This is a genomic window from Bradyrhizobium sp. 2S1, assembly GCF_011516625.5.
Lineage (GTDB): Bacteria > Pseudomonadota > Alphaproteobacteria > Rhizobiales > Xanthobacteraceae > Bradyrhizobium > Bradyrhizobium septentrionale.
The window spans coordinates 685,550-705,137 of the sequence record NZ_CP147717.1; the positions used below are offsets into that span (position 1 = coordinate 685,550).

The 19,588-nt window shown below is 64.9% G+C and carries 14 protein-coding genes and 2 pseudogenes; 1 reads left to right on the top strand and 15 read right to left on the bottom strand.

Going from position 1 to position 19,588, the window contains the following annotated elements; all coding sequences use genetic code 11:
* Positions 1–43 precede the first annotated feature (43 nt).
* A complete protein-coding gene (locus HAP54_RS03305) occupies positions 44–1,147 on the top strand; it encodes an alkene reductase (RefSeq protein WP_166298744.1) in 1,104 nt (367 codons plus the stop codon).
* A 194-nt stretch (positions 1,148–1,341) separates the two neighbouring features.
* On the opposite strand, the gene HAP54_RS03310 is transcribed toward HAP54_RS03305, so the two are convergent.
* From HAP54_RS03310 to HAP54_RS03375, 15 genes and pseudogenes are all read right to left on the bottom strand, one after another.
* A complete protein-coding gene (locus tag HAP54_RS03310) occupies positions 1,342–3,084 on the bottom strand; it encodes an ABC transporter substrate-binding protein (protein WP_166307367.1) in 1,743 nt (580 codons plus the stop codon).
* 116 nt (positions 3,085–3,200) lie between these two features.
* Positions 3,201–3,527 carry a DUF2160 domain-containing protein gene (locus HAP54_RS03315; protein ID WP_029082995.1) on the bottom strand — a complete coding sequence of 109 codons (327 nt, stop codon included), beginning with the start codon at positions 3,525–3,527 and terminating at the stop codon, positions 3,201–3,203.
* Positions 3,528–3,717: 190 nt separating this feature from the next.
* A complete protein-coding gene (locus HAP54_RS03320) occupies positions 3,718–4,524 on the bottom strand; it encodes a carbohydrate ABC transporter permease (RefSeq protein ID WP_029082996.1) in 807 nt (268 codons plus the stop codon).
* Positions 4,524–5,426, bottom strand: a complete 903-nt coding sequence (locus HAP54_RS03325) for a carbohydrate ABC transporter permease (protein WP_029082997.1) — start codon at positions 5,424–5,426, stop codon at positions 4,524–4,526. The genes HAP54_RS03320 and HAP54_RS03325 overlap by 1 nt, the downstream gene beginning before the upstream one ends.
* The gene (locus tag HAP54_RS03330) at positions 5,426–6,511 is read right to left on the bottom strand and encodes an ABC transporter ATP-binding protein (protein WP_166298745.1); all 1,086 of its coding nucleotides are present in this window, start codon (positions 6,509–6,511) and stop codon (positions 5,426–5,428) included. The genes HAP54_RS03325 and HAP54_RS03330 overlap by 1 nt, the downstream gene beginning before the upstream one ends.
* A gap of 12 nt (positions 6,512–6,523) precedes the next feature.
* A complete protein-coding gene (locus tag HAP54_RS03335; RefSeq protein WP_166298746.1) occupies positions 6,524–7,663 on the bottom strand; it encodes an ABC transporter ATP-binding protein in 1,140 nt (379 codons plus the stop codon).
* Positions 7,660–9,204 (bottom strand): glycerol-3-phosphate dehydrogenase, encoded by a 1,545-nt coding sequence (glpD, locus tag HAP54_RS03340; protein ID WP_166298747.1) that lies wholly within the window; start codon positions 9,202–9,204, stop codon positions 7,660–7,662. The genes HAP54_RS03335 and glpD overlap by 4 nt, the downstream gene beginning before the upstream one ends.
* 399 nt (positions 9,205–9,603) lie before the next feature.
* A complete protein-coding gene (locus tag HAP54_RS03345; RefSeq protein WP_166214359.1) occupies positions 9,604–10,431 on the bottom strand; it encodes a DeoR/GlpR family DNA-binding transcription regulator in 828 nt (275 codons plus the stop codon).
* A 124-nt stretch (positions 10,432–10,555) separates the two neighbouring features.
* Positions 10,556–11,281 (bottom strand): HAD family hydrolase, encoded by a 726-nt coding sequence (locus HAP54_RS03350; RefSeq protein WP_166298748.1) that lies wholly within the window; start codon positions 11,279–11,281, stop codon positions 10,556–10,558.
* A gap of 92 nt (positions 11,282–11,373) precedes the next feature.
* Positions 11,374–11,553, bottom strand: a pseudogene (locus HAP54_RS52420) (hypothetical protein); the annotation flags it as partial.
* Positions 11,554–11,718: 165 nt separating this feature from the next.
* Positions 11,719–12,165, bottom strand: coding sequence for an acyl-CoA thioesterase (locus HAP54_RS03355; RefSeq protein ID WP_371261207.1), 447 nt, complete (start codon positions 12,163–12,165; stop codon positions 11,719–11,721).
* Complete coding sequence (locus HAP54_RS03360) at positions 12,162–14,258, bottom strand: 3-hydroxyacyl-CoA dehydrogenase NAD-binding domain-containing protein (protein ID WP_166298749.1); 2,097 nt, start codon at positions 14,256–14,258, stop codon at positions 12,162–12,164. Before HAP54_RS03360 ends, HAP54_RS03355 begins: the two co-directional genes overlap by 4 nt.
* Before the next feature lie 2 nt (positions 14,259–14,260).
* Complete coding sequence (locus HAP54_RS03365; protein WP_166298750.1) at positions 14,261–15,544, bottom strand: acetyl-CoA C-acetyltransferase; 1,284 nt, start codon at positions 15,542–15,544, stop codon at positions 14,261–14,263.
* A complete protein-coding gene (locus HAP54_RS03370) occupies positions 15,544–17,811 on the bottom strand; it encodes an acyl-CoA dehydrogenase (protein WP_166298751.1) in 2,268 nt (755 codons plus the stop codon). The genes HAP54_RS03365 and HAP54_RS03370 overlap by 1 nt, the downstream gene beginning before the upstream one ends.
* A gap of 437 nt (positions 17,812–18,248) precedes the next feature.
* Positions 18,249–19,471 (bottom strand): annotated as a pseudogene (locus HAP54_RS03375) (SMP-30/gluconolactonase/LRE family protein).
* Positions 19,472–19,588 lie beyond the last annotated feature (117 nt).

The following is a 19,588-nucleotide window of genomic DNA, read 5'->3' on the forward strand; positions in this document are numbered from 1 at the left end:
AATGCACAAGTCTTCCCTATTCGTCACTCCCTGGGACCTATCCATGAGCCAACCGACCAAACTCCTTGAATCCTTCAAGCTCGGCGCGCTGACGCTGCCGAACCGCCTGGTGATGGCGCCACTGACGCGCAACCGCGCGGTGCCGCCCGGCATGGTGCCGAGCCCGCTCGCGGTGGACTATTACGGCCAGCGCGCCTCCGCCGGCCTGCTGATATCCGAGGCGAGCCAGGTCTCGCAGCAGGGCCAGGGCTATCAGGACACGCCCGGCATCTATTCGAAGGAGCAGGTCGCGGCCTGGCGCAAGGTCACCGACCGCGTGCATGAGCGCGGCGGCCGCATCTTCATCCAGATCTGGCATGTTGGCCGCATCTCGCATGTAGCGTTGCAGCCGAACGGCGGTGCGCCGGTGGCGCCGAGCGCGCTCAAGGCCAAGACCAAGACCTTCGTCAATGGCACCTTTGCCGACGTCTCCGAGCCGCGCGCGCTCGAGCTGTCGGAAATCCCCGGGATCATCGAGGACTTCAAGCGCGGCACCGCGAATGCGCTGGCTGCCGGCTTCGACGGCGTCGAGATCCACGGCGCCAATGGTTATCTTCTCGACCAGTTCGCGAGGGACAGCACCAACAAGCGCACCGACGCTTACGGCGGCTCTATCGAGAACCGCGCAAAGCTGATGCTTGAGGTTTCCAAGGTGGTCGCCGCCGAGGCCGGCGCCGATCGCACCGGCATCCGCATCTCGCCGGTGACGCCGGCCAATGACGTCTCCGACTCCAATCCGCAGCTGCTGTTCGACTACATTGTCGATCAGCTCAACGCGCTGAAGCTGACCTATATTCACGTCATCGAAGGCGCGACCGGCGGCCCGCGGGACATCGCGCCGTTCGACTACGCTTCGCTGCGCAAGCGCTTCAAGCAGGCCTATGTCGCCAACAACGGCTACGACTTCCCGCTGGCCGAGAAGGTGCTGGAAGCCGGCGCCGCCGACCTCATCGCGTTCGGCAAGCCGTTCATCTCCAACCCCGATCTGGTCGAGCGGCTCAAGGCCGGCGCCCCGCTCAACGAGTGGGACAAGGCGACCTTCTATGGCGGCGGCGCCAAGGGCTACACGGATTACCCGACGCTGAAGGCGACCGAGGCGGCGGAGTAGAGTGGACCAAAGACTGTCATGCCCCGCGAGGGCGGGGCATCCAGTATTCCAGAGACGCCAGCGATTGATCGAAACGCCGCGGCGTACTGGATCGCCCGGTCAAGCCGGGCGATGACAACGGAGAAAACAAAAAAAGGCCGGGATCGCTCCCGGCCTTTCGTCGTGTTCGGATGGCGTGGGCTGGTACGCCTGCCTTACTTGGCTTCGGCGCGCTTGGGCGGGGTGGCCGGCCACGACTTGATCAGCGCGTCGTAGTCGACGGTTTCGCCCTTCGGCTTCTCGTTCGCGAGCTTGCGCTGCGGAGCGATGGTGCCGTCCTTCTCGGCCTTCTTGAACCAGAACTCGGCGGATTCCTTCTTGTTCAGCTTCGGTCCGCAGGCACCCTGCACACCGGACTTCTCAAGACGTTCCATCACCGAATCCTGGGCCGCGGCGAGCGCGTCCATCGCCTGCTGCGGCGTCTTGGTACCGGACGACGCATCGCCGATGTTCTGCCACCACAGCTGCGCGAGCTTCGGATAGTCGGGCACGTTGTTGCCGGTCGGGGTCCACTGCACGCGCGCGGGCGAGCGGTAGAACTCGATCAGGCCGCCGAGCTTCGGCGCACGCTCGGTGAACGACTTGTCCCAGATGTCGGATTCACGGATGAAGGTGAGACCGACATGGCTCTTCTTCAGCGACACCGACTTGGAGACGATGAACTGCAGATAGAGCCAGGCTGCCTTGCGGCGATCCGGCGGAGTCGACTTCAAGAGCGTGGCGGAACCGGCGTCCTGATAGCCGAGCTTCATGCCTTCCTTCCAGTACGAGCCGTGCGGCGACGGAGCCATACGCCACTTCGGCGTACCGTCCGCGTTCATCACGGCGATGCCCGGCTTCACCATGTCGGCGGTGAAGGCGGTGTACCAGAAGATCTGCTGGGCGATGTTGCCCTGCGCAGGCACCGGGCCGGCTTCCGAGAACGTCATGCCCTGGGCTTGCGGCGGGGCATACTTCTTCAGCCAGTCGAGATACTTGGTGATCGAGTAGACCGCGGCCGGACCGTTGGTGTCGCCACCACGATCGACCGAGGAGCCGACCGGACGGCAGCCTTCCATCCGGATGCCCCACTCGTCGACCGGCAGGCCGTTCGGGATACCCTTGTCGCCGTTGCCGGCCATCGACAGCCAGGCGTCGGTGAACCGCCAGCCGAGCGAGGGATCCTTCTTGCCATAGTCCATGTGGCCATAGACCTTGACGCCGTTGATCTCCTTGATGTCGTTGGTGAAGAACTCGGCGATGTCTTCATAGGCCGACCAGTTCACGGGCACGCCGAGCTCGTAGCCATACTTGGCCTTGAACTTGGCCTTGTAGTCGGGGTTGGTGAACCAGTCGTAGCGGAACCAATAGAGGTTCGCGAACTGCTGGTCGGGAAGCTGATAGAGCTTGCCGTCCGGCGAGGTCGTGAACGACTTGCCGATGAAGTCGTCGACGTCGAGCATCGGGTCGGTGACGTCCTTGCCCTCACCCTTCATGTAGTCCGAGAGCACGATGGTCTGGCCGTAGCGGAAGTGCGTGCCGATCAGGTCGGAGTCGTTGATCCAGCCGTCATAGACATTCTTGCCGGACTGCATCTGGGTCTGCAGCTTCTCGACCACGTCACCTTCCTGGATGATGTCGTGCTTGAGCTTGATGCCGGTGAGTTCGGAGAACGCCTTGGCCAGCGTCTGCGATTCATATTCGTGCGTCGTGATCGTTTCCGACACGACGTTGATCTCCATGCCCTTGAAGGGTTCGGCGGCCTTGGCGAACCACTCGAGCTCCTTCTTCTGGTCTGCCTTCGACAGCGTCGAGGGCTGGAATTCCGCGATCCACTTCTGGATCACGGCTTCATCGGCCGCACGCGCCGGCGCGGCGACCGCGAGCGAAGCTGCGATCAGCGCGGCGGCGCTGGTCATAGTCAAAAGACTATCCTTTGTCGTTCTCAAATGTGGCATATAGTTTCCTCCGGTTGCAGCGACAAACCAAAACCTCAGGCCCGGGTAGACCCCGGATCTGCTCTTCTTCGCTTTCGTCAGACGGTGCGAAAAATCGCGACGGCTGAAAGAAGCGAAATCAGCGTTGCGAGCCACAGGCTCGAAATCTCCACGCCCTCCCCGATCGGCAGCGTGAAGATCGTATCGGTGCCGACGAGGCCGATCCACAAAAGGTGGATCACCGCCGCCAGCACCAGCGAAATGAACAAACGATCGCCGCGCGTGGTCGGGATGCGCAGCACGCCGACCCGCTCGGCCTCCGGATAGACCGCCGCGAGCCAGGTCATGGCGCCGAGCGTCGAGGCCAACAGCGCGAAGAAGATCGCGGTCGGCAGCGTCCAGGCCATCCATGCGATGGATTCCATGACTCAAATCCCTCCACACGATGCGCTGCGCCCGCTCTCCCATGGGGAGAGGGTTGGGGTGAGGGGGTACGGTCTATCGATCGAGCGAAACCCCTCACCCGGATTTGCCGCTCCGCGCCAAATCCGACCTCTCCCCATGGGAGAGGTGAAGTCCGGCGTTGAGATGCTGCCTGATTGCTTCATCATCATCCTAGACCCGGCCGAGCGCGAAGCCGCGCGCGATGTAGTTGCGGACGAACCAGATCACCAGCGCGCCCGGAATGATGGTGAGCACGCCGGCGGCGGCAAGCAGCCCCCAGTCCATGCCGGCGGCGGAGACCGTGCGCGTCATGATCGCCGCGATCGGCTTGGTCTGCACCGAGGTCAGCGTGCGCGCCAGCAGGAGCTCGACCCAGGAGAACATGAAGCAGAAGAAGGCGGCGACGCCGATGCCGCTCGCGATCAGCGGCACCAGGATCTTGATGAAGAAGCGCGGGAACGAATAGCCGTCGAGGAAGGCGGTCTCGTCGATCTCGCGCGGCACGCCGGAGACGAAGCCTTCGAGGATCCACACCGCCAGCGGCACGTTGAAGATGCAGTGCGCGAGCGCAACCGCCCACGGCGTATCGAACAGGCCTATCGCCGAATACAGGTTGAAGAACGGCAGCGCGTAGACCGCCGCCGGCGCCATGCGGTTCGACAGCAGCCAGAAGAACAAATGCTTGTCGCCGAGGAAGCGGTAGCGCGAGAACGCATAGGCCGCCGGCAATGCCACCGCGATCGAGATGATGGTGTTGAGCACGACATATTCGAGCGAATTGATATAGCCCGAATACCAGCTCTCGTCGGTGAAGATGCGCTTGTAGTGCTGCAGCGTCGGCGTATGCGGCCACAGCGTCATCGTCGAGACGATCTCGGCGTTGGTCTTGAAGCTCATGTTGACGAGCCAGTAGATCGGCAACAGCAGGAAGATCAGGAACAGCGCCATGATGAGGCGGCGGCCGGGGATCGAATGCATCATGCCGCTCCTCCCTTGACCGGACGCTCGGCGCCGGCATTGGTCATCACGGTGTAGAACACCCAGCACACGATCAGGATGATGAGATTGTAGGCCAGCGACAGCGCCGCGGCCTTGCCGAGGTCGAACTGGCCGAGCGCGATCTTGACGAGTTCGATCGAGACGAAGGTGGTGGAATTGCCCGGGCCGCCGCCGGTGACCACGAACGGCTCCGTGTAGATCATGAAACTGTCCATGAAGCGCAGCAGCACCGCGATCAGCAGCACGCGGTTCATCTTCGGCAGCTGGATCGCCTTGAACACCGCCCAGCGCGAGGCGCCGTCGATCTGCGCCGCCTGGTAATAGGCGTCGGGGATCGACTTCAGGCCGGCGTAGCACAGCAGCGCGACGAGGCTGGTCCAGTGCCAGACGTCCATCACGATCACCGTGACCCAGGCGTCGAGGTCATTGGAGACGTAATTGTAGTTGATACCGAGATGGTTCAGCGTATAGCCGAGCAGGCCGATATCGGGGCGGCCGAAGATCTGCCAGATGGTGCCGACCACGTTCCACGGAATCAGCAGCGGCAGAGCGAGGATGACGAGACAGGCCGCGACGCTCCAGCCCTCGCGCGGCATCGACAGCGCGACGATGATGCCGAGCGGCACCTCGATCGCGAGGATGATCGCCGAGAACAACAAATTGCGACCGAGCGAGGCCAGGAAGCGGCCGCCGAGATCGGTCGAGGGATCGAGCAGCTCCTTGAACCAGCCGACGCCGTTCCAGAAGAACTGGTTGTTGCCGAAGGTGTCCTGCATCGAATAGTTCACGACGGTCATCAGCGGCAGCACCGCCGAGAACGCCACCACCAGGAACACCGGCAGCACCAGGAACCAGGCTTTTTGGTTGATCGTCTTGTCCATCAGGCGACCCCTTCCACCAAATGGCTGTCGGCATAGACGTGGACATGCGCGGGATTGAAGATCAGCCCGGCGGTATCGCCGGAGACCGAGAAGCCCGGCGGCACGCGCGCGGCGAATTTGGTGTTGCCGACGCGAACGCGGGCGAACTGGATGCGGCCGAGATCGTCGATCCGCTCGATCGTGGCCGACAGCAGGCCGGGTGCCGGCGCGGCGACGTCGACGAATTCGGGCCGCACGCCGATCTCGATTTTCTTGCCCGCCGGCAGCACACCATAGTTTCGATTCAGGCCGATGACATGGCCGTCGACCCGCGCCTCGTGGCCACTGACCTCGGCGGGCACGATATTCATGCCGGGTGAGCCGATGAAATAGCCGACGAAGGTATGCGCCGGCTTGTCGAACAATTCGGCCGGCGTGCCGCTCTGCACCACGCGGCCGTCATGCATCACGACGACGGTGTCGGCGAAGGTCAGCGCCTCGGTCTGGTCGTGGGTGACATAGATCATCGTGAGGTCGAGCTCGCGATGCAGCGCCTTCAGCTTCGAGCGCAATTGCCACTTCAGCTCCGGATCGATCACGGTCAGCGGTTCGTCGAACAGCACCGCGGCGACGTCGGAGCGCACCAGGCCGCGGCCGAGCGAGATCTTCTGCTTGGCGTCGGCGGTGAGCCGGGTCGCCTTGCGATTCAGATACGGCGTGAGGTCGAGCAGGTCGGCGATCTGCCGGACCCGCGCATCGACCTCGGCCTTGGCGACGCCGCGGTTCTTCAGCGGGAAGGCCAGGTTCTCGCCGACCGTCATGGTGTCGTAGATCACCGGGAACTGGAACACCTGCGCGATGTTGCGCTTCTGCGTCGACAGCGGCGTGATGTCCTGGCCGTCGAACAGAATCTTGCCGCGCGACGGGATCACGATGCCGGAGATCAGGTTGAGCAGCGTGGTCTTGCCGCAGCCGGACGGCCCGAGCAGCGCATAGGCGCCGCCCTGCCGCCAGGTCATCGTCACCGGCTTCAGCGCAAAGGATTCCGGCGGCGCGTCATTGCCGCTGTAGGACTGCGCGAGATCGACGAGGTCAATGCGGGCCATCGGGCATCTCCCTCAATTGCTCTTGCTGGCCGACGCGCGTGCCGCAAGCGAATCGCCATACAATTCGCTTGCAAACGCGGTCGCGGGCGACGCGACCAGGCGGTCGGCGGCGTCAAACACGAAGATGTTTTCGGGATCGAGCGCGGCTTCAAGCACCTGCCCGGGTTCATATTCGTGCACGCCGTGCAGCACCGCGACCCAGTTCGAATCGTGGACATGGACGTGCACAAAACTCTCCGAGCCGGTGATCTCGGTCACCGTCACGGTGGCGGAGAATTTGTGGCGGCCGGCTGCGGAGCTACCAACCTCGAGCTGGTGCGCGCGGAAGCCGATCTTGTAGATGCCGTCGGGCAGCGTGGCGTAAAGGCCGGCCGCGGGCGCCTGCTCGCCGCCGGCATAGATCACCTGGGCGCCCTTCTTCTCGATGCCGATGATGTTGAGCGGCGGATCGGAGAACACCTGGGCGACGCGCAGCGTGTCGGGATGGCGGTAGACCTTCGGCGTCGCGCCGATTTGCAGCACCTCTCCTTCCCACATGCACACGGTGCCGCCGCCGAGCAGCAGCGCTTCCGACGGCTCGGTGGTGGCGTAGACGAAGATCGCGCCGGAGGCCTCGAAGATGCGCGGCAGCTCGGCGCGCAGCTCCTCGCGCAGCTTGTAATCGAGATTGGCCAAGGGCTCGTCGAGCAGCACGAGATCGGCGCCCTTGACCAGCGCGCGGGCAATCGCGGTGCGCTGCTGCTGGCCGCCGGAGAGCTGCAGCGGCGTGCGCTTTAGGAACGGCTCGAGCCGCAGCAGGCCGGCGGCTTCCGCCACCCGCTTCTCGATCTCGGCGCGCGGCTTGCCCTGCACCCGCAACGGCGAGGCGATGTTCTCGTAAACCGTGAGCGAGGGATAGTTGATGAACTGCTGATAGACCATCGCGACCGAACGCTGGCGCACGTCCGCCCCGGTGACGTCCTTGCCGTCGACCAGCACGCGGCCGGTGGTCGGCTTGTCGAGGCCGGCGAGCAGCCGCATGATCGAGGTCTTGCCCGACAACGTCGGCCCGAGCAGCACGCTGAGCGTGCCACGCTCCAGCGTCAGCGACACGTCGCGGATGGTCGCGATGCCATCCACGGTCCGCGTGACATTCTGCAGTGTGACGCTCATGCCCGTCCTCCCGCTTCGCGGAGGGGACGTTCACCGGACACGCGGTTGGCGAGCATCCACTCGTCGAGCGCGGCGATTTCACCCGCCGTCATCCGCAAGCCCAGCTTGGATCGTCGCCAGACGACATCGTCCGCAGTCCGAGCCCATTCGTTTGCCATCAGGTACCTGACTTCGCTCTCCGTCAAGGTGGCGCCGAACGAGCGGCCGAGATCTTCGGCCGATGCTGCATTGCCCAAGACTTTGCTGGCACGCGTGCCGTAGGCATGCGCGAGACGATTGGCGTGCTGTTGCGCAAGGAACGGGTAGTTGCGAACCAATTCGGCTGATAACGCCACGACCGCGGAGACATCCATGTCGCCGCCGGGCAGCGGCGCCTTGCCGGTCCAACCCTCCTGCGCCTTTGTGCCGCGGAGGTAAGGCGACAGCCGCTCCAGCGCCTCCTCGGAGAGACGGCGATAGGTCGTGATCTTGCCGCCATAGATCGACAGTAGCGGCGCACCGCCGGGCGTATCGAGCTCGAACACGTAATCGCGGGTCGCCGCCTTGGCCTCGCTGGCGCCGTCGTCATACAGCGGACGCACGCCGGAGTAATTCCAGACCACGTCTTCGGGCTTCACCGGCTTGGCAAGATAGGCGCTGGCGGAGGCGCAGAGATATTCGATCTCCTCCTGCGACGCCTTCACCTTGGCCGGATCGCCGTCATAGTCGCGATCGGTGGTGCCGATCAGCGAGAAATCGTCCTGATAGGGAATGACGAAGATGATGCGGCCGTCGGCGTTCTGGAAGATGTAGGCACGGTCGTGGTCGTAGAGCTTCGGCACCACGATGTGCGATCCCTGCACCAGCCGCACCTTGGCGCGCGCGTTGACACCGGCGCCCGACGCCAGCACCTGCTCGACCCAGGGACCGCCGGCATTGACCAGCACGCGTGCCTTGATGGTGTTGCGCGCACCGCTGACGCCGTCCTCGACCGTGAGATGCCAGACGCCGTCGACCTGCCTGATCTCGACCGCGCGGGTGCGGGTGCGGATCTCGGCGCCGCGATCGGCGGCATCGCGCGCGGTCAGCGCAACCAGCCGCGCGTCGTCGACGAAGCAGTCGGAATATTCAAAGCCCTTGGTGTAGCGGCCCGGGATCAGCGGCTTGCCGACCACGTCGCGCGTCAGATCGACCGAGCGCGTCGCCGGCAGCAAGTGACGGCCGCCAATGTGGTCGTAAAGGAATAGGCCGAGCCGCAGTAGCCAGGCCGGGCGCAGGCCGGCGTGGTGCGGCAAAACGAAACGCAGCGGACGAATGATATGGGGCGCGATCTGCCAGAGGATCTCGCGCTCGATCAGCGCCTCGCGCACCAAACGAAACTCGTAATATTCGAGATAGCGCAGACCGCCATGCACGAGCTTGGTCGACCATGACGACGTCCCGCTGGCCAAGTCATTCATTTCACAGAGGAAAACAGAGTTACCCCGGCCCGCCGCATCGCGCGCGATGCCGCAGCCATTAACGCCGCCTCCAATGATGGCGAGGTCGTAAATCTGGTCCAAAGAACGCTTCCCCCGGCAACCGTTTTCGCTTTGACGGTTTTACTTTCGGATTGGAGTAGATCACAACCAAAAACGAAAGCAAAGTGAAAACAGGGAACTTTGGCTGTGGATTTTTTGGGCGGCGTGATCGCGGCAGGGGCACCCGGTCCCATATCTCTCCGCCGTCACCCCGGCGCAGCGGCTTACCTGTTCGACCCGTCATCCTGAAGTGCGAGCGGAGCGAGCCTCGAAGGGTGCACGGCCCGAGCAGTGGCCGTCGATCCTTCGCGACGCGCGCAAGAGCGCGCTCCTCCAGCGACAACGGCGAAGCCGTTGCGCGGGGATGACGGTGAAAGGGTTGTGCACGCGGCTTCATCGGATCGCGGTCGAGCCGGGCGATGACAGCGAGAGGATACGGGATCACGCGCTGCGCAGCGTCGCCGGTGCGGGCTCGGCATTGTCGTCGAGATCGCTCTGCGGCTTGTCCATCGCGACGACGACTTCGATGCCGCGGCTGTGGCAGATGTTGGCGAGGCCCGCGGGGAGCGGCGAGTCGGTCACGAAGGTCTGGATCTGGCTCATATGCGCGATGCGCACCGGCGCGCTGCGGCGAAGCTTGGTCGAATCCGAGACCAGCATGACGTTGCGCGCGTTGGCGATGATCGCCTGCGCGACCTGCACCTCGCGATAATCGAAGTCGAGCAGCGCGCCCTCCTCGTCGATCGCGGATGCGCCGATGATGGCGTAATCGACCTTGAACTGGCCGATCAGCTGCGTCGCGGTGGAGCCGACCACCGCGCCGTCGGCGCGGCGCACCGTGCCGCCGGCGACGACCACCTCGATGCGCGGATGGCGGTACAGCAGCATCGCGACGTTGAGGTTGTTGGTGATGACCAGCAGGTCCTCATGCGAGGTCAGCGCGCTCGCGACCTCCTCCGTGGTGGTGCCGATGTTGATGAACAGCGAGCAGCCGTTCGGAATCCGCGCGGCCGCGGCGGCGCCGATCGCCTTCTTCTCCTCGGCGGCGACGAAGCGGCGCGCCTCATAGGCAAGGTTCTCGACGCCGGAGGCGATGATCGCGCCGCCATGGATGCGGGTCAGCGAGCGCTGGTCGCAGAGGTCGTTGAGATCCTTGCGGATGGTCTGCGCCGACACCTCGAATCGCCTGGCAAGATCCTCGACCATGACCCGGCCGAATGCGCGCGCGATGTTGAGGATTTCAGTCTGGCGATGGGAGAGTCCGGCCACGGCGGCCCCCTTGAAACGGCGAGTCTCCCATGTTGCGACCGTTCGGCACCGAGGTCAACGAGAAGCATCAGTGGGGTTAAGAACTGCGTTGCAGCAATGTCGAGGCGGTGAGTGGCGGCGATTCCTACCAGGCTGCTTGCCACCAAGCCGCTTCCTGCCAAGACATGGCCGATGCAACCCGGCGGATCAACTCGGGATCGTCGAACGCCGCCGCGCTCGCGACCGCGCCGGCCGCGAGCAGATCGGCATGACTGAGCCCGGTTCGCATCCCGATCGTCGCGATGCCTGCGGCCGTCGCGGACTGCACGCCGGATCGCGAATCCTCGAACGCCAGCGAGGCCGATGCCGACGCGCCTGCGAGGCGCAGTCCCTCGAGATAGGGCAATGGGTGCGGCTTGCCGTGTGCCAATTCGTCACCGATCACGACAGCCTTGAAGCGATGCGCAATGCCCAGTCCCGAGAGCAGCAGCTCGGCATTCGGGCGCGGCGCATTGGTCACCGCCACCATCGGCACGCCGGCGTGATCAGCCCGGTCGAGCAGCGTCATCAATCCCGGCACCGGCACGATCTGGCCGCTGACCAGTTCGCGGAATGTCCGCTCCTTCTCGCCAAGGATGATTGCGCTGCGATCCGGCGGCTCATGTGCGAGGAAGCGATCGCCGATCGAGGCGTTGGAGAAGCCCTGCAGCTCCTTGCCGAAGCGCGCGTGATCGAACACATGCCCGTGAGGACCGAGTACGCGGTTGAACGCTGCCAGATGGAGCGGATCGGTATCGGCGAGCGTGCCGTCGATATCGAACAACAGCGCCTTGTCTTGCGTCTGCGACGCTCTGCCATGTGCCTGTGACATCCGAGAGATGCTTCCGTGAGCCCGGATGCATCCATACAGGCAATTGCGGCACACGCAAATGACGCGCCAAGGTCAGTTACGACGCCATCAGCACGGGCTGACCCGGTGAGGAGCCGGCGCGCCGCGCGCTCAGCCTCGCGGGCGTTGCGGAAGATCTGGCCTTCCAGACGCTGGAAAAGTTGCGACGCAGCAAAGAACTGATAACCACGCCTATCTCGCACCACGATACCCGCTGTCTGAGAACTCACTTCGATCACGTAACTGTCGGACATTGTCGGCCTCGGTTTGACTCCGGGCCGACAACGGAGTCACTGGCTGTTTGTTCCTACGTTGTTTTTGCGAGCCGAAGCGGCGCTTTTGCAATCAAACCAGGCTCTGGACTCAGTTTCGTCGCGTTTGCTCTCGCGCCGAATCAGCGACACAGGCGCGCGAAGAGTTCAGGTCTCGATCGTCGCGCCGTCGCGCTGGATCGGTTGCGGATGGCCCTGCTCGTCGATCGAGACGTAGGTGAAATTGCCGTCGGTCACGAGGATCGACTGCTGCTCGCGGCGGCGCAGCACCCAGGCTTCGAGATGCACCGTGATCGAGGTGCGGCCGACGCGCACGAGGTTGGCGTGCACCGAGACGAGATCACCGACATAGACCGCCTTGCGGAAATTCATCGCCTCGATCGCAACCGTCACGGTGCGCGACTTCGCCAGCTTGGAGGCGAACACGCCGCCGCCGACGTCCATCTGGCTGAGCAGCCAGCCGCCGAAGATATCGCCATTGGCATTGGTGTCGGCCGGCATCGCCAGCGTGCGGATGCAGAGATCGCCCTGCGGCTCGTTGCCGTTGATCGGCGGCGCGTGGACGTGAGTTTCGGGCGCTTGGGTCTCGGTCACTTGAAGGCCTCCCAGCCGGTATCCGGTGCAAACCGTCCGCCAAACTTACGCATCAGCGCCTGCATCGTCGACACCACATTGTCGACGCCGCGACTGCGCGCATAATTGAGCGGGCCGCCGCGGAACGGCGCATAGCCGGTGCCGAAGATCATCGCGCCGTCGACCATGTCGGCATTGTCGACAATGCCCTCGCGCAAGGCGGCGACGCAGACGTTCGAGATCGGCAGCACCAGGCGATCGATCATCTCGTCCGTCACCTTCGGACCGGTCTCCGGCAGCGGCGCCTTCTCGGCCTTGCCGTCCTTCCAGGTGTAGAAACCCTTGCCGGTCTTGCGCCCGAGCTCGCCCTTGGCGACCTTCTCGCGCAGCCACGCCGGCGTCGGCGGCAGCGTATCGCCGAACTTCGAGCGCAGCATGTCGCCGACATCGAGGCAGATATCGAGGCCGACCTGGTCGGCGAGCTCGATCGGGCCCATCGGCATGCCGAACTCGACGGCCGCCGCATCGATCAGGCGCTGGTCGGTCTTTTCGTCCAGCATCATCATCGCTTCCAGCATGTAGGGTGTCAGCGCGCGGTTGACGAGAAAGCCCGGCGAGCTCTTCACCGGCAGCGGCAGGCGGTCGACGGCGCCGACAAAGGCCAGCGCCTCCTTGAGCATGGCCGCATCGGTGCCATCATGGCTGACGACCTCGACGAGTTGCAGCCGCGACACCGGGTTGAAGAAGTGCAGGCCGAGCAGCCGCTCCGGCCGTGCCAGCGTGGTGCGCAGATCCTGCAGCGGAATGCTCGACGTGTTGGTGGCGAGGATCGCGCCCTGCTTCATCTTCGGTTCGAGCGAGGCATAGACCTTCTGCTTCAGCTCGAGCTTTTCCGGCACCGCCTCGATGATCACATCGGCGTTGCGGACGCCCTCGCCGTCCATGTCGGGGATCAGCCGGTCCAGAGCGTCGCGCTGGTCGATCTTCCTGCGCATGATCTTGCCGAAGAGCTCCGACGCCCGCTTCATCGCGCCCGCAATCGGTTCGGCCTTCATGTCGGCGAGCGTGACGCGCATGTCCTGGTTGGCGCACCAGGCCGCGATATCGCCGCCCATCGCGCCGGCGCCGATGACATGGACGTGCTGCACCTTGTTGCCGCCGCCCGCCGCCTTCTTCATCTGCTCGCGCAGGAAGACGACGCGGATCAGGTTCTGCGCGGTCGGCGTCACCATCAGATTGGCGAACGAGGCCTTCTCCGCATTCAGCATCGCCGCACGGTTGCCGGCGTGCTTCTCCCAGAGATCGATCAGCGCTGAGGGCGCCGGATAGTGCTTGCGCGGCGCGGCCTTCTCGGCCTCGCTGCGCATTCGCGAGGCCAGGAAGCCCCTGACCGGACCGAAATTGAGGATGGTATTGAGCGCGCCCGGCTTGGCGCGCTTCAGCCGGCCGAACACCGCGTCCTTCACCGCGTTGCGGACATGGCGCTCCTGGGTGACGGCATCGACCAGACCGAGCGACTTGGCGCGGCGCGCGTCGATCGTCTTGCCGGTCAACATCAAGGTCATCGCCTGCATCGGATTGACCAGCTCGGTGAAGCGCACCGTGCCGCCGAGGCCGGGATGCAGCCCGAGCATCACCTCGGGGAAGCCGAACCGCGCATCATCGATCGCGATCCGCATCTGGCAGGCCAGCGCGACCTCGAGGCCGCCGCCGAGGCAGAAGCCGTGGATGACGGCGACCGACGGCACGCGCAGCGCCTCCAGCCGGTCGATCACGGCATGCGCCCGGCCGATCTCGGTCTCGACCGCGCGCGGGTCGCTGGCGCCGCGAAACTCATTGACGTCGGCGCCGGCGATGAAGCCGCTCTTTTTCGCGGAGCGCACCACGAGGCCGGCCGGCCGCTGGTTTTCCAGCGCCGCGACGATGGCGTCGAGCTCCTCGAGCAGATCGGCGGACAATGTGTTGGCGCTGGCGCCGGCGCGATCGAACAGCAGCCAGGCGATGCCGTCCTCGTCGCGCGTCAGCTTGAAATTCTTGTACGGGCTGTCGGCGGCCGGGGTCGGCCCGAGTTCGAGCACGCGGTCGGCGAGAACGTCCATGATCCGTGAATCCATGATCACACCGTCTCTATCAACATCGCGCCGCCCTGCCCGCCACCGATGCATTCGGTGGCGACGCCGCGCCTGGTGCCGAGCCGCTTCATCGCATTGACCAGATGCAGCACGATGCGGTTGCCGCTGCAGCCTACGGGATGGCCGAGGCTGATCGCGCCGCCATCGACGTTCAGCTTGGCGCGGTCGATCTCGCCGGCCGCGCCGTCAAGTCCCAAAATCTCGCGGCAGAATTTGTCGTCGTTCCACGCCGCCAGGCAGCCGAGCACCTGCGTCGCAAACGCCTCGTTCAACTCCCAGGTCTCGACGTCCTGCAACGTCAGCTCGTTGCGCTTGAGCAGCGCGCTCGCTGACAGCACCGGACCGAGCCCCATGATCGAGGGATCGAGTGCCGACCACTGGCTGTCGAGGATGACGGCCTTTGGCGTCAGCCCAAACTTCGCCACCGCCGCCTCGGACGCCAGGATCACCCAGGAGGCGCCGTCGGTGATCTGCGAGGAATTGCCGGCGGTGACCTGGCCCCAGGGGCGCTCGAACACCGGCTTCAGCTTCGCCAGCGTCTCCGCAGTCGAGTCCGGGCGGACACCGTCGTCATGGTCGTAGAACTTGCCGTCACGGGCGAATGCGGTCTCGACCTCGCCCTTGAGGAAGCCTTCCTTTTGCGCGTTGGCCAGCCGCTGGTGGCTCTCGGCGGCGTAGGCGTCGGACTGGGCGCGGGTGATGCCGAAGAGGTGCCCGACCTTCTCGGCGGTCTGCCCCATGTTGAGCTCGGTGATCGGGTCGGTCAGCCCGCGCTCGAGGCCGATGATCGGCTTGAAGTAGCTCGGCTTGACCTTCAGCGCGGCGGCGATCTTGGCACCTAGACCCTTGGCGCCGGCAAAGCCGGCAAACCAGCGCACGCCGGAATTGGGCCAGACCAGCGGTGCGTGGCTCAACGCCTCGGCGCCGCCGGCGAGGATCAGATCGGAGATGCCCTCTCGGATATAGCGGTAGCCGGTGTCGATCGACTGCATGCCGGAGCCGCAATTGATCTGCACTGTGAAGGCGACCATCTTCTCGCCCATGCCAAGCCGGAGTGCTGCGACCCGCGCCGGGTTCATCTCGTCGGCGATCACGTTGACGCAGCCGAGGATCACCTGATCAAAGGCGGTGGGCGCAAACGGCTGTCGCGCCAGCAGCGGCCGGCCGCACTGCACGGCGAGATCGACCGGGGTGAACGGGCCGGGACCGGAGCGCGCCTTCAGGAACGGCGTCCGGCTGCCGTCGACGATAAAGACTTGTCGCGCCATCAGCTCGCCGCCCTCTGCTCACCCAGCTCCTGGAAGAACTGATGCACGTCGGCGGTTTTCTTGTAAATCGGGGACAGCGCCTCCGGCGCAAAATCATCGACCTCGATGACTTTTGCGACGGCCTCGTGGGCGGCGGCAAGCTTCTCGCCGTCGGCCTCGGTGATGACGCCCTTCTTGACGCCCTCCTTCCAGTCATGCAGCCGCGCCGCGCGCAGCTGCTTGGCGGCATCGTCGGCCTCGGTGACGAGGCGGAAGGCCTTCTCCAGCCGCGCGATGCCGCCGTCATCCTCGACAAAGGCGAGGTCCGGCGTCAGGCGGTCGCGCGCCGCCGACGGCGACAGCACGAGCTGGGCACAGAGATGCACGACACTATCAGACGGACCGGTGACGCGGGCGCCGAACGGCTGGATCAGGAATTTCAGCATCCAGCCGACAAAGCGGTTCGGCAGATTGGCAAGGATTTCCGCAAAGCGGTTCTCGATGGTCTTGAAGCCCGACGCCATGCACCATTGCAGCGCCGGAAGATCCTCCTTCTGACGGCCCTCGTCCTGCCACCGCTTCAGCGCGGCCGACAGCAAATAGAGCTCGGAGAGGATATCGCCGAAGCGGGCGGAGAGCATCTCCTTGCGCTTCAGCGCGCCGCCGAGCGTCAGCAGCGCCATGTCGGCGCACAGCGCGAACGCCGACGAATAGCGCGACAGCTGCCGATAGAATTCGGTGGCCTCGCCGGCGTCAGGCGCCGGTGCGAACAGGCCGAAGCTCCAGCTGCGGCCCCAGGCGCGGAACATGGTCGCAAAGCTGTGGCCGACATGCTTCCAGAACGCAGTGTCGAACGCAGTGAGGCCCTTGTCGCGATCGGCCTCGCCGAGCGCGTTCATCTCCTGCAACAAATAGGGATGCGCGCGGATCGCGCCCTGCCCGAACACGATCAGATTGCGGGTCAGGATATTGGCGCCCTCGACCGTGATGCCGACCGGCACCGAACGGTAGAGCCCGCCGAGATAGTTTTGCGGCCCGTCGATCACGGCCTTGCCGCCATGGATGTCCATGGCGTCGTCGATCGCGATCCGCATCCGCTCGGTGGCGTGCAGCTTCATGATGCCGGAGATGACGGCGGGATGATGCCCCTCGTTCAATGCGGCGCAGGTCAGCCGCCGCGCGGCGTCGAGCAGATAGGCGGTGCCGGCGATGCGCGCCAGCGGCTCCTCGATGCCCTCGAATTTCGAGATCGAGATGCCGAACTGCTCGCGGATCCGGGCATAGGCGCCGGTGGTGCGCGCGGCGTAGGCGGCGCCGGCGGCCGACAGCGACGGCAGCGAGATGCCGCGGCCGGCGGCGAGCGCCGTCATCAGCATCTTCCAGCCTTGGCCGAGCCGCTCTTGACCGCCGATGATGTAGTCGAGCGGGATGAAGACATCGCGGCCCCAGTTCGGGCCGTTCTGGAACACCTGCATCGCCGGCAGATGGCGCTGGCCGATCGAGACGCCGGGCAGATGGGTCGGGATCAGCGCGACGGTGATGCCGAGCTCCTCCTCGCTGCCGACCAGGTGATCGGGATCATAGGCCTTGAAGGCGAGGCCGAGCAGCGTTGAGACCGGGCCGAGCGTGATGTAGCGCTTGTGCCAGTTCAGCCTCAAGCCCAGCACCTCGCGGCCCTCGAAATTGCCCTTGCAGATGATGCCGGTGTCGATCATCGAGGCGGCATCCGAGCCGGCCTCGGGGCTGGTCAGGCCGAAGCAGGGAATGTCCTGGCCGGCGGCCAGACGCGGCAGCCATTTGTCCTGCTGCTCCCTGGTGCCGAAGCGCATCAGGAGTTCGCCCGGCCCGAGCGAGTTCGGCACCATCACGGTGACGGCCGCGGTCAGCGAGCGCGACGAAATCTTTCGCACCACTTCGGAATGCGCATAGGGCGAGAAGCCGAGCCCGCCGAATTCCTTCGGGATGATCATGCCGAAGAATTTCTTGGCCTTGATGAAGGCCCAGACCTCGGGCGGCAGATCGCGCCATTCCCAGTTGATCTTCCACTCGTCGAGCATCTTGCAGAGCTCGTCGACCGGACCGTGCAGGAAGGCGTTCTCCTCGTCGGTCAGTTTGGCCGGCGCGAACGCCAGCAATTTCGACCAATCGGGATTGCCGGTGAAGAGATCGGCGTCCCACCAGACGTCGCCGGCTTCCAGCGCCTCGCGCTCGGTGTCCGACATCGTCGGCAGCACGCCACACGCCCAGGAGAAGATCGGCTTGGTGATGAAGTCGCGGCGGAAGCTCATGGTGGGGTCCTCATGGATCGACGGCGCGGATAGGATTTATGTTGGGAGCATGATCTTCTCGAAAAACCGGTCTCCACTTTTTCGGATCATGCTCCATGTTACCCGAAAGTGCCGGTCACCGGTGAACACTTCGCCTTGCAGATAAAGCGAAATTGACGCGGCCAAGGCGCCGTTCTGTTAACGGCACGCCACGCGTTCAGTTCCGAAAGCTGAGGTACGACAATCAGGTAGCGGGAGATGGCGCCGGCGGGTGAAACCAAGTTCGATCGGTCTCGCGGCAGACTCCCTGCACCTCTCCCGCTTGCGGGGGAGGTCGCATCGCATCGAAGATGCGATGCGGGTGGGGGCTCTCTCCACAATGCGACTCGTGGAAAGAGCCCCCACCCCAGCCCTCCCCCGCAAGCGGGAGAGGGAGCGCAGTTTCCTACGCGGATACTTTAGGCAGGCCCGGCGCCCTGGGTCGCGGTGTAGACCGCGTAGAGCGACTGGCTTGCGGCCATGAACAGGCGATTGCGCTTGGGGCCGCCGAAGGTGATGTTGCCGCAGACCTCGGGCAGCCGGATGCGGCCAAGCAGCTTACCTTCCGGCGACCATACCGTCACGCCGCTGTAGCCGACCGCGCGGCCGGCATTGCTCGAGCACCAGACATTGCCGTTGACGTCGCAGCGGATGCCGTCCGGTCCGCACTTCACGCCGTCGATCGTGAAATCGCTGAACCGCTTGCCGTTGGCGAGCTTGTTGTCGGCACCGACATCGAACACGAAGACGTCACCGTTGCCGCCGGGGCCGGTGTCGCCCGGTCCCTTGCCGGTCGAGACCACATAGAGCTTCTTGTAATCGGGCGAGAAGCAGAGGCCGTTCGGATCCGGCACCTGATCCTCGCTGACCACGAGATCGATACGCCCGGAGGGATCGATGCGATAGCAATTGGTCGGCAGTTCGCGCTTGGCCGGCACGAAGCCGGCCGGCTGGCCGGTCCGCGGGTTGAGCTTGCCGGCCGCATTGCCCGGTCCGCCGGCAGCGTCGGGTTCGCCCTCATAGAGCTGGCCGCCATAGGGCGGATCGGTGAACCAGTAACTGCCGTCGGGATGCGCGACGACGTCGTTCGGCGAGTTCAGCCGCTTGCCTTGATAGGCATCGGCGAGCACCGTCGCGGTGCCGTCATTCTCGTAACGCGTCACGCGGCGGGTGAGATGTTCGCAGGACAGCTGGCGGCCCTGGAAGTCGAACGAATTGCCGTTCGAGTAGTTCGACGGCGTGCGGAAGACGCTGACATGGCCGTCATCCTCCGACCAGCGCATCTGCCGGTTGTTGGGGATGTCGCTCCACAGGAGATAGCGGCCCTGCGCGCTCCAGGCCGGGCCTTCCGCCCACAACAGACCGGTATGGAGCCGCTTGATCGAGGTGTTGGGCTGGGCAAGGTCGTCGAACGACGGATCGACCGCGATGATGTCGGGGTCCCAGAAATAGGTGGTCGGCGCACCGCGCGGACTGAAGTCGCGCGGCGGGTTGTGATCGTGGTCGGCGGCCCGACCGGCGCGGGGGCGTTCTGGGCCAGCGCACTACTGACGCCGGTTGCGACGGCGGCCGCCCCAACCGCCAATCCCCGGACAAGCGTTCGACGTGACACGTTCGGATCGCGCCGTTCTTGATGTGTCATCACATCCTCCCACTCTGTTGGCCGGCCGTTGATCCGGCCTGGCGCGGGGGAGGTTAGACTGCTCGCTTGGAGGTTGCGAGTGACGGATTTTCATCACTGCACGCTGAAATTTCACAG

Bases quoted from the DNA above. Each gene is read 5' to 3' on its own strand.
- HAP54_RS03320 (WP_029082996.1), bottom strand. From the start codon at position 4,524: ATGCATTCGATCCCCGGCCGCCGCCTCATCATGGCGCTGTTCCTGATC.
- HAP54_RS03325 (WP_029082997.1), bottom strand. From the start codon at position 5,426: ATGGACAAGACGATCAACCAAAAAGCCTGGTTCCTGGTGCTGCCGGTG.
- HAP54_RS03350 (WP_166298748.1), bottom strand. From the start codon at position 11,281: ATGTCACAGGCACATGGCAGAGCGTCGCAGACGCAAGACAAGGCGCTG.
- HAP54_RS03315 (WP_029082995.1), bottom strand. From the start codon at position 3,527: ATGGAATCCATCGCATGGATGGCCTGGACGCTGCCGACCGCGATCTTC.
- HAP54_RS03370 (WP_166298751.1), bottom strand. From the start codon at position 17,811: ATGAGCTTCCGCCGCGACTTCATCACCAAGCCGATCTTCTCCTGGGCG.
- HAP54_RS03330 (WP_166298745.1), bottom strand. From the start codon at position 6,511: ATGGCCCGCATTGACCTCGTCGATCTCGCGCAGTCCTACAGCGGCAAT.
- HAP54_RS03305 (WP_166298744.1), top strand. From the start codon at position 44: ATGAGCCAACCGACCAAACTCCTTGAATCCTTCAAGCTCGGCGCGCTG.
- HAP54_RS03335 (WP_166298746.1), bottom strand. From the start codon at position 7,663: ATGAGCGTCACACTGCAGAATGTCACGCGGACCGTGGATGGCATCGCG.
- HAP54_RS03360 (WP_166298749.1), bottom strand. From the start codon at position 14,258: ATGGATTCACGGATCATGGACGTTCTCGCCGACCGCGTGCTCGAACTC.
- HAP54_RS03365 (WP_166298750.1), bottom strand. From the start codon at position 15,544: ATGGCGCGACAAGTCTTTATCGTCGACGGCAGCCGGACGCCGTTCCTG.
- HAP54_RS03310 (WP_166307367.1), bottom strand. From the start codon at position 3,084: ATGACCAGCGCCGCCGCGCTGATCGCAGCTTCGCTCGCGGTCGCCGCG.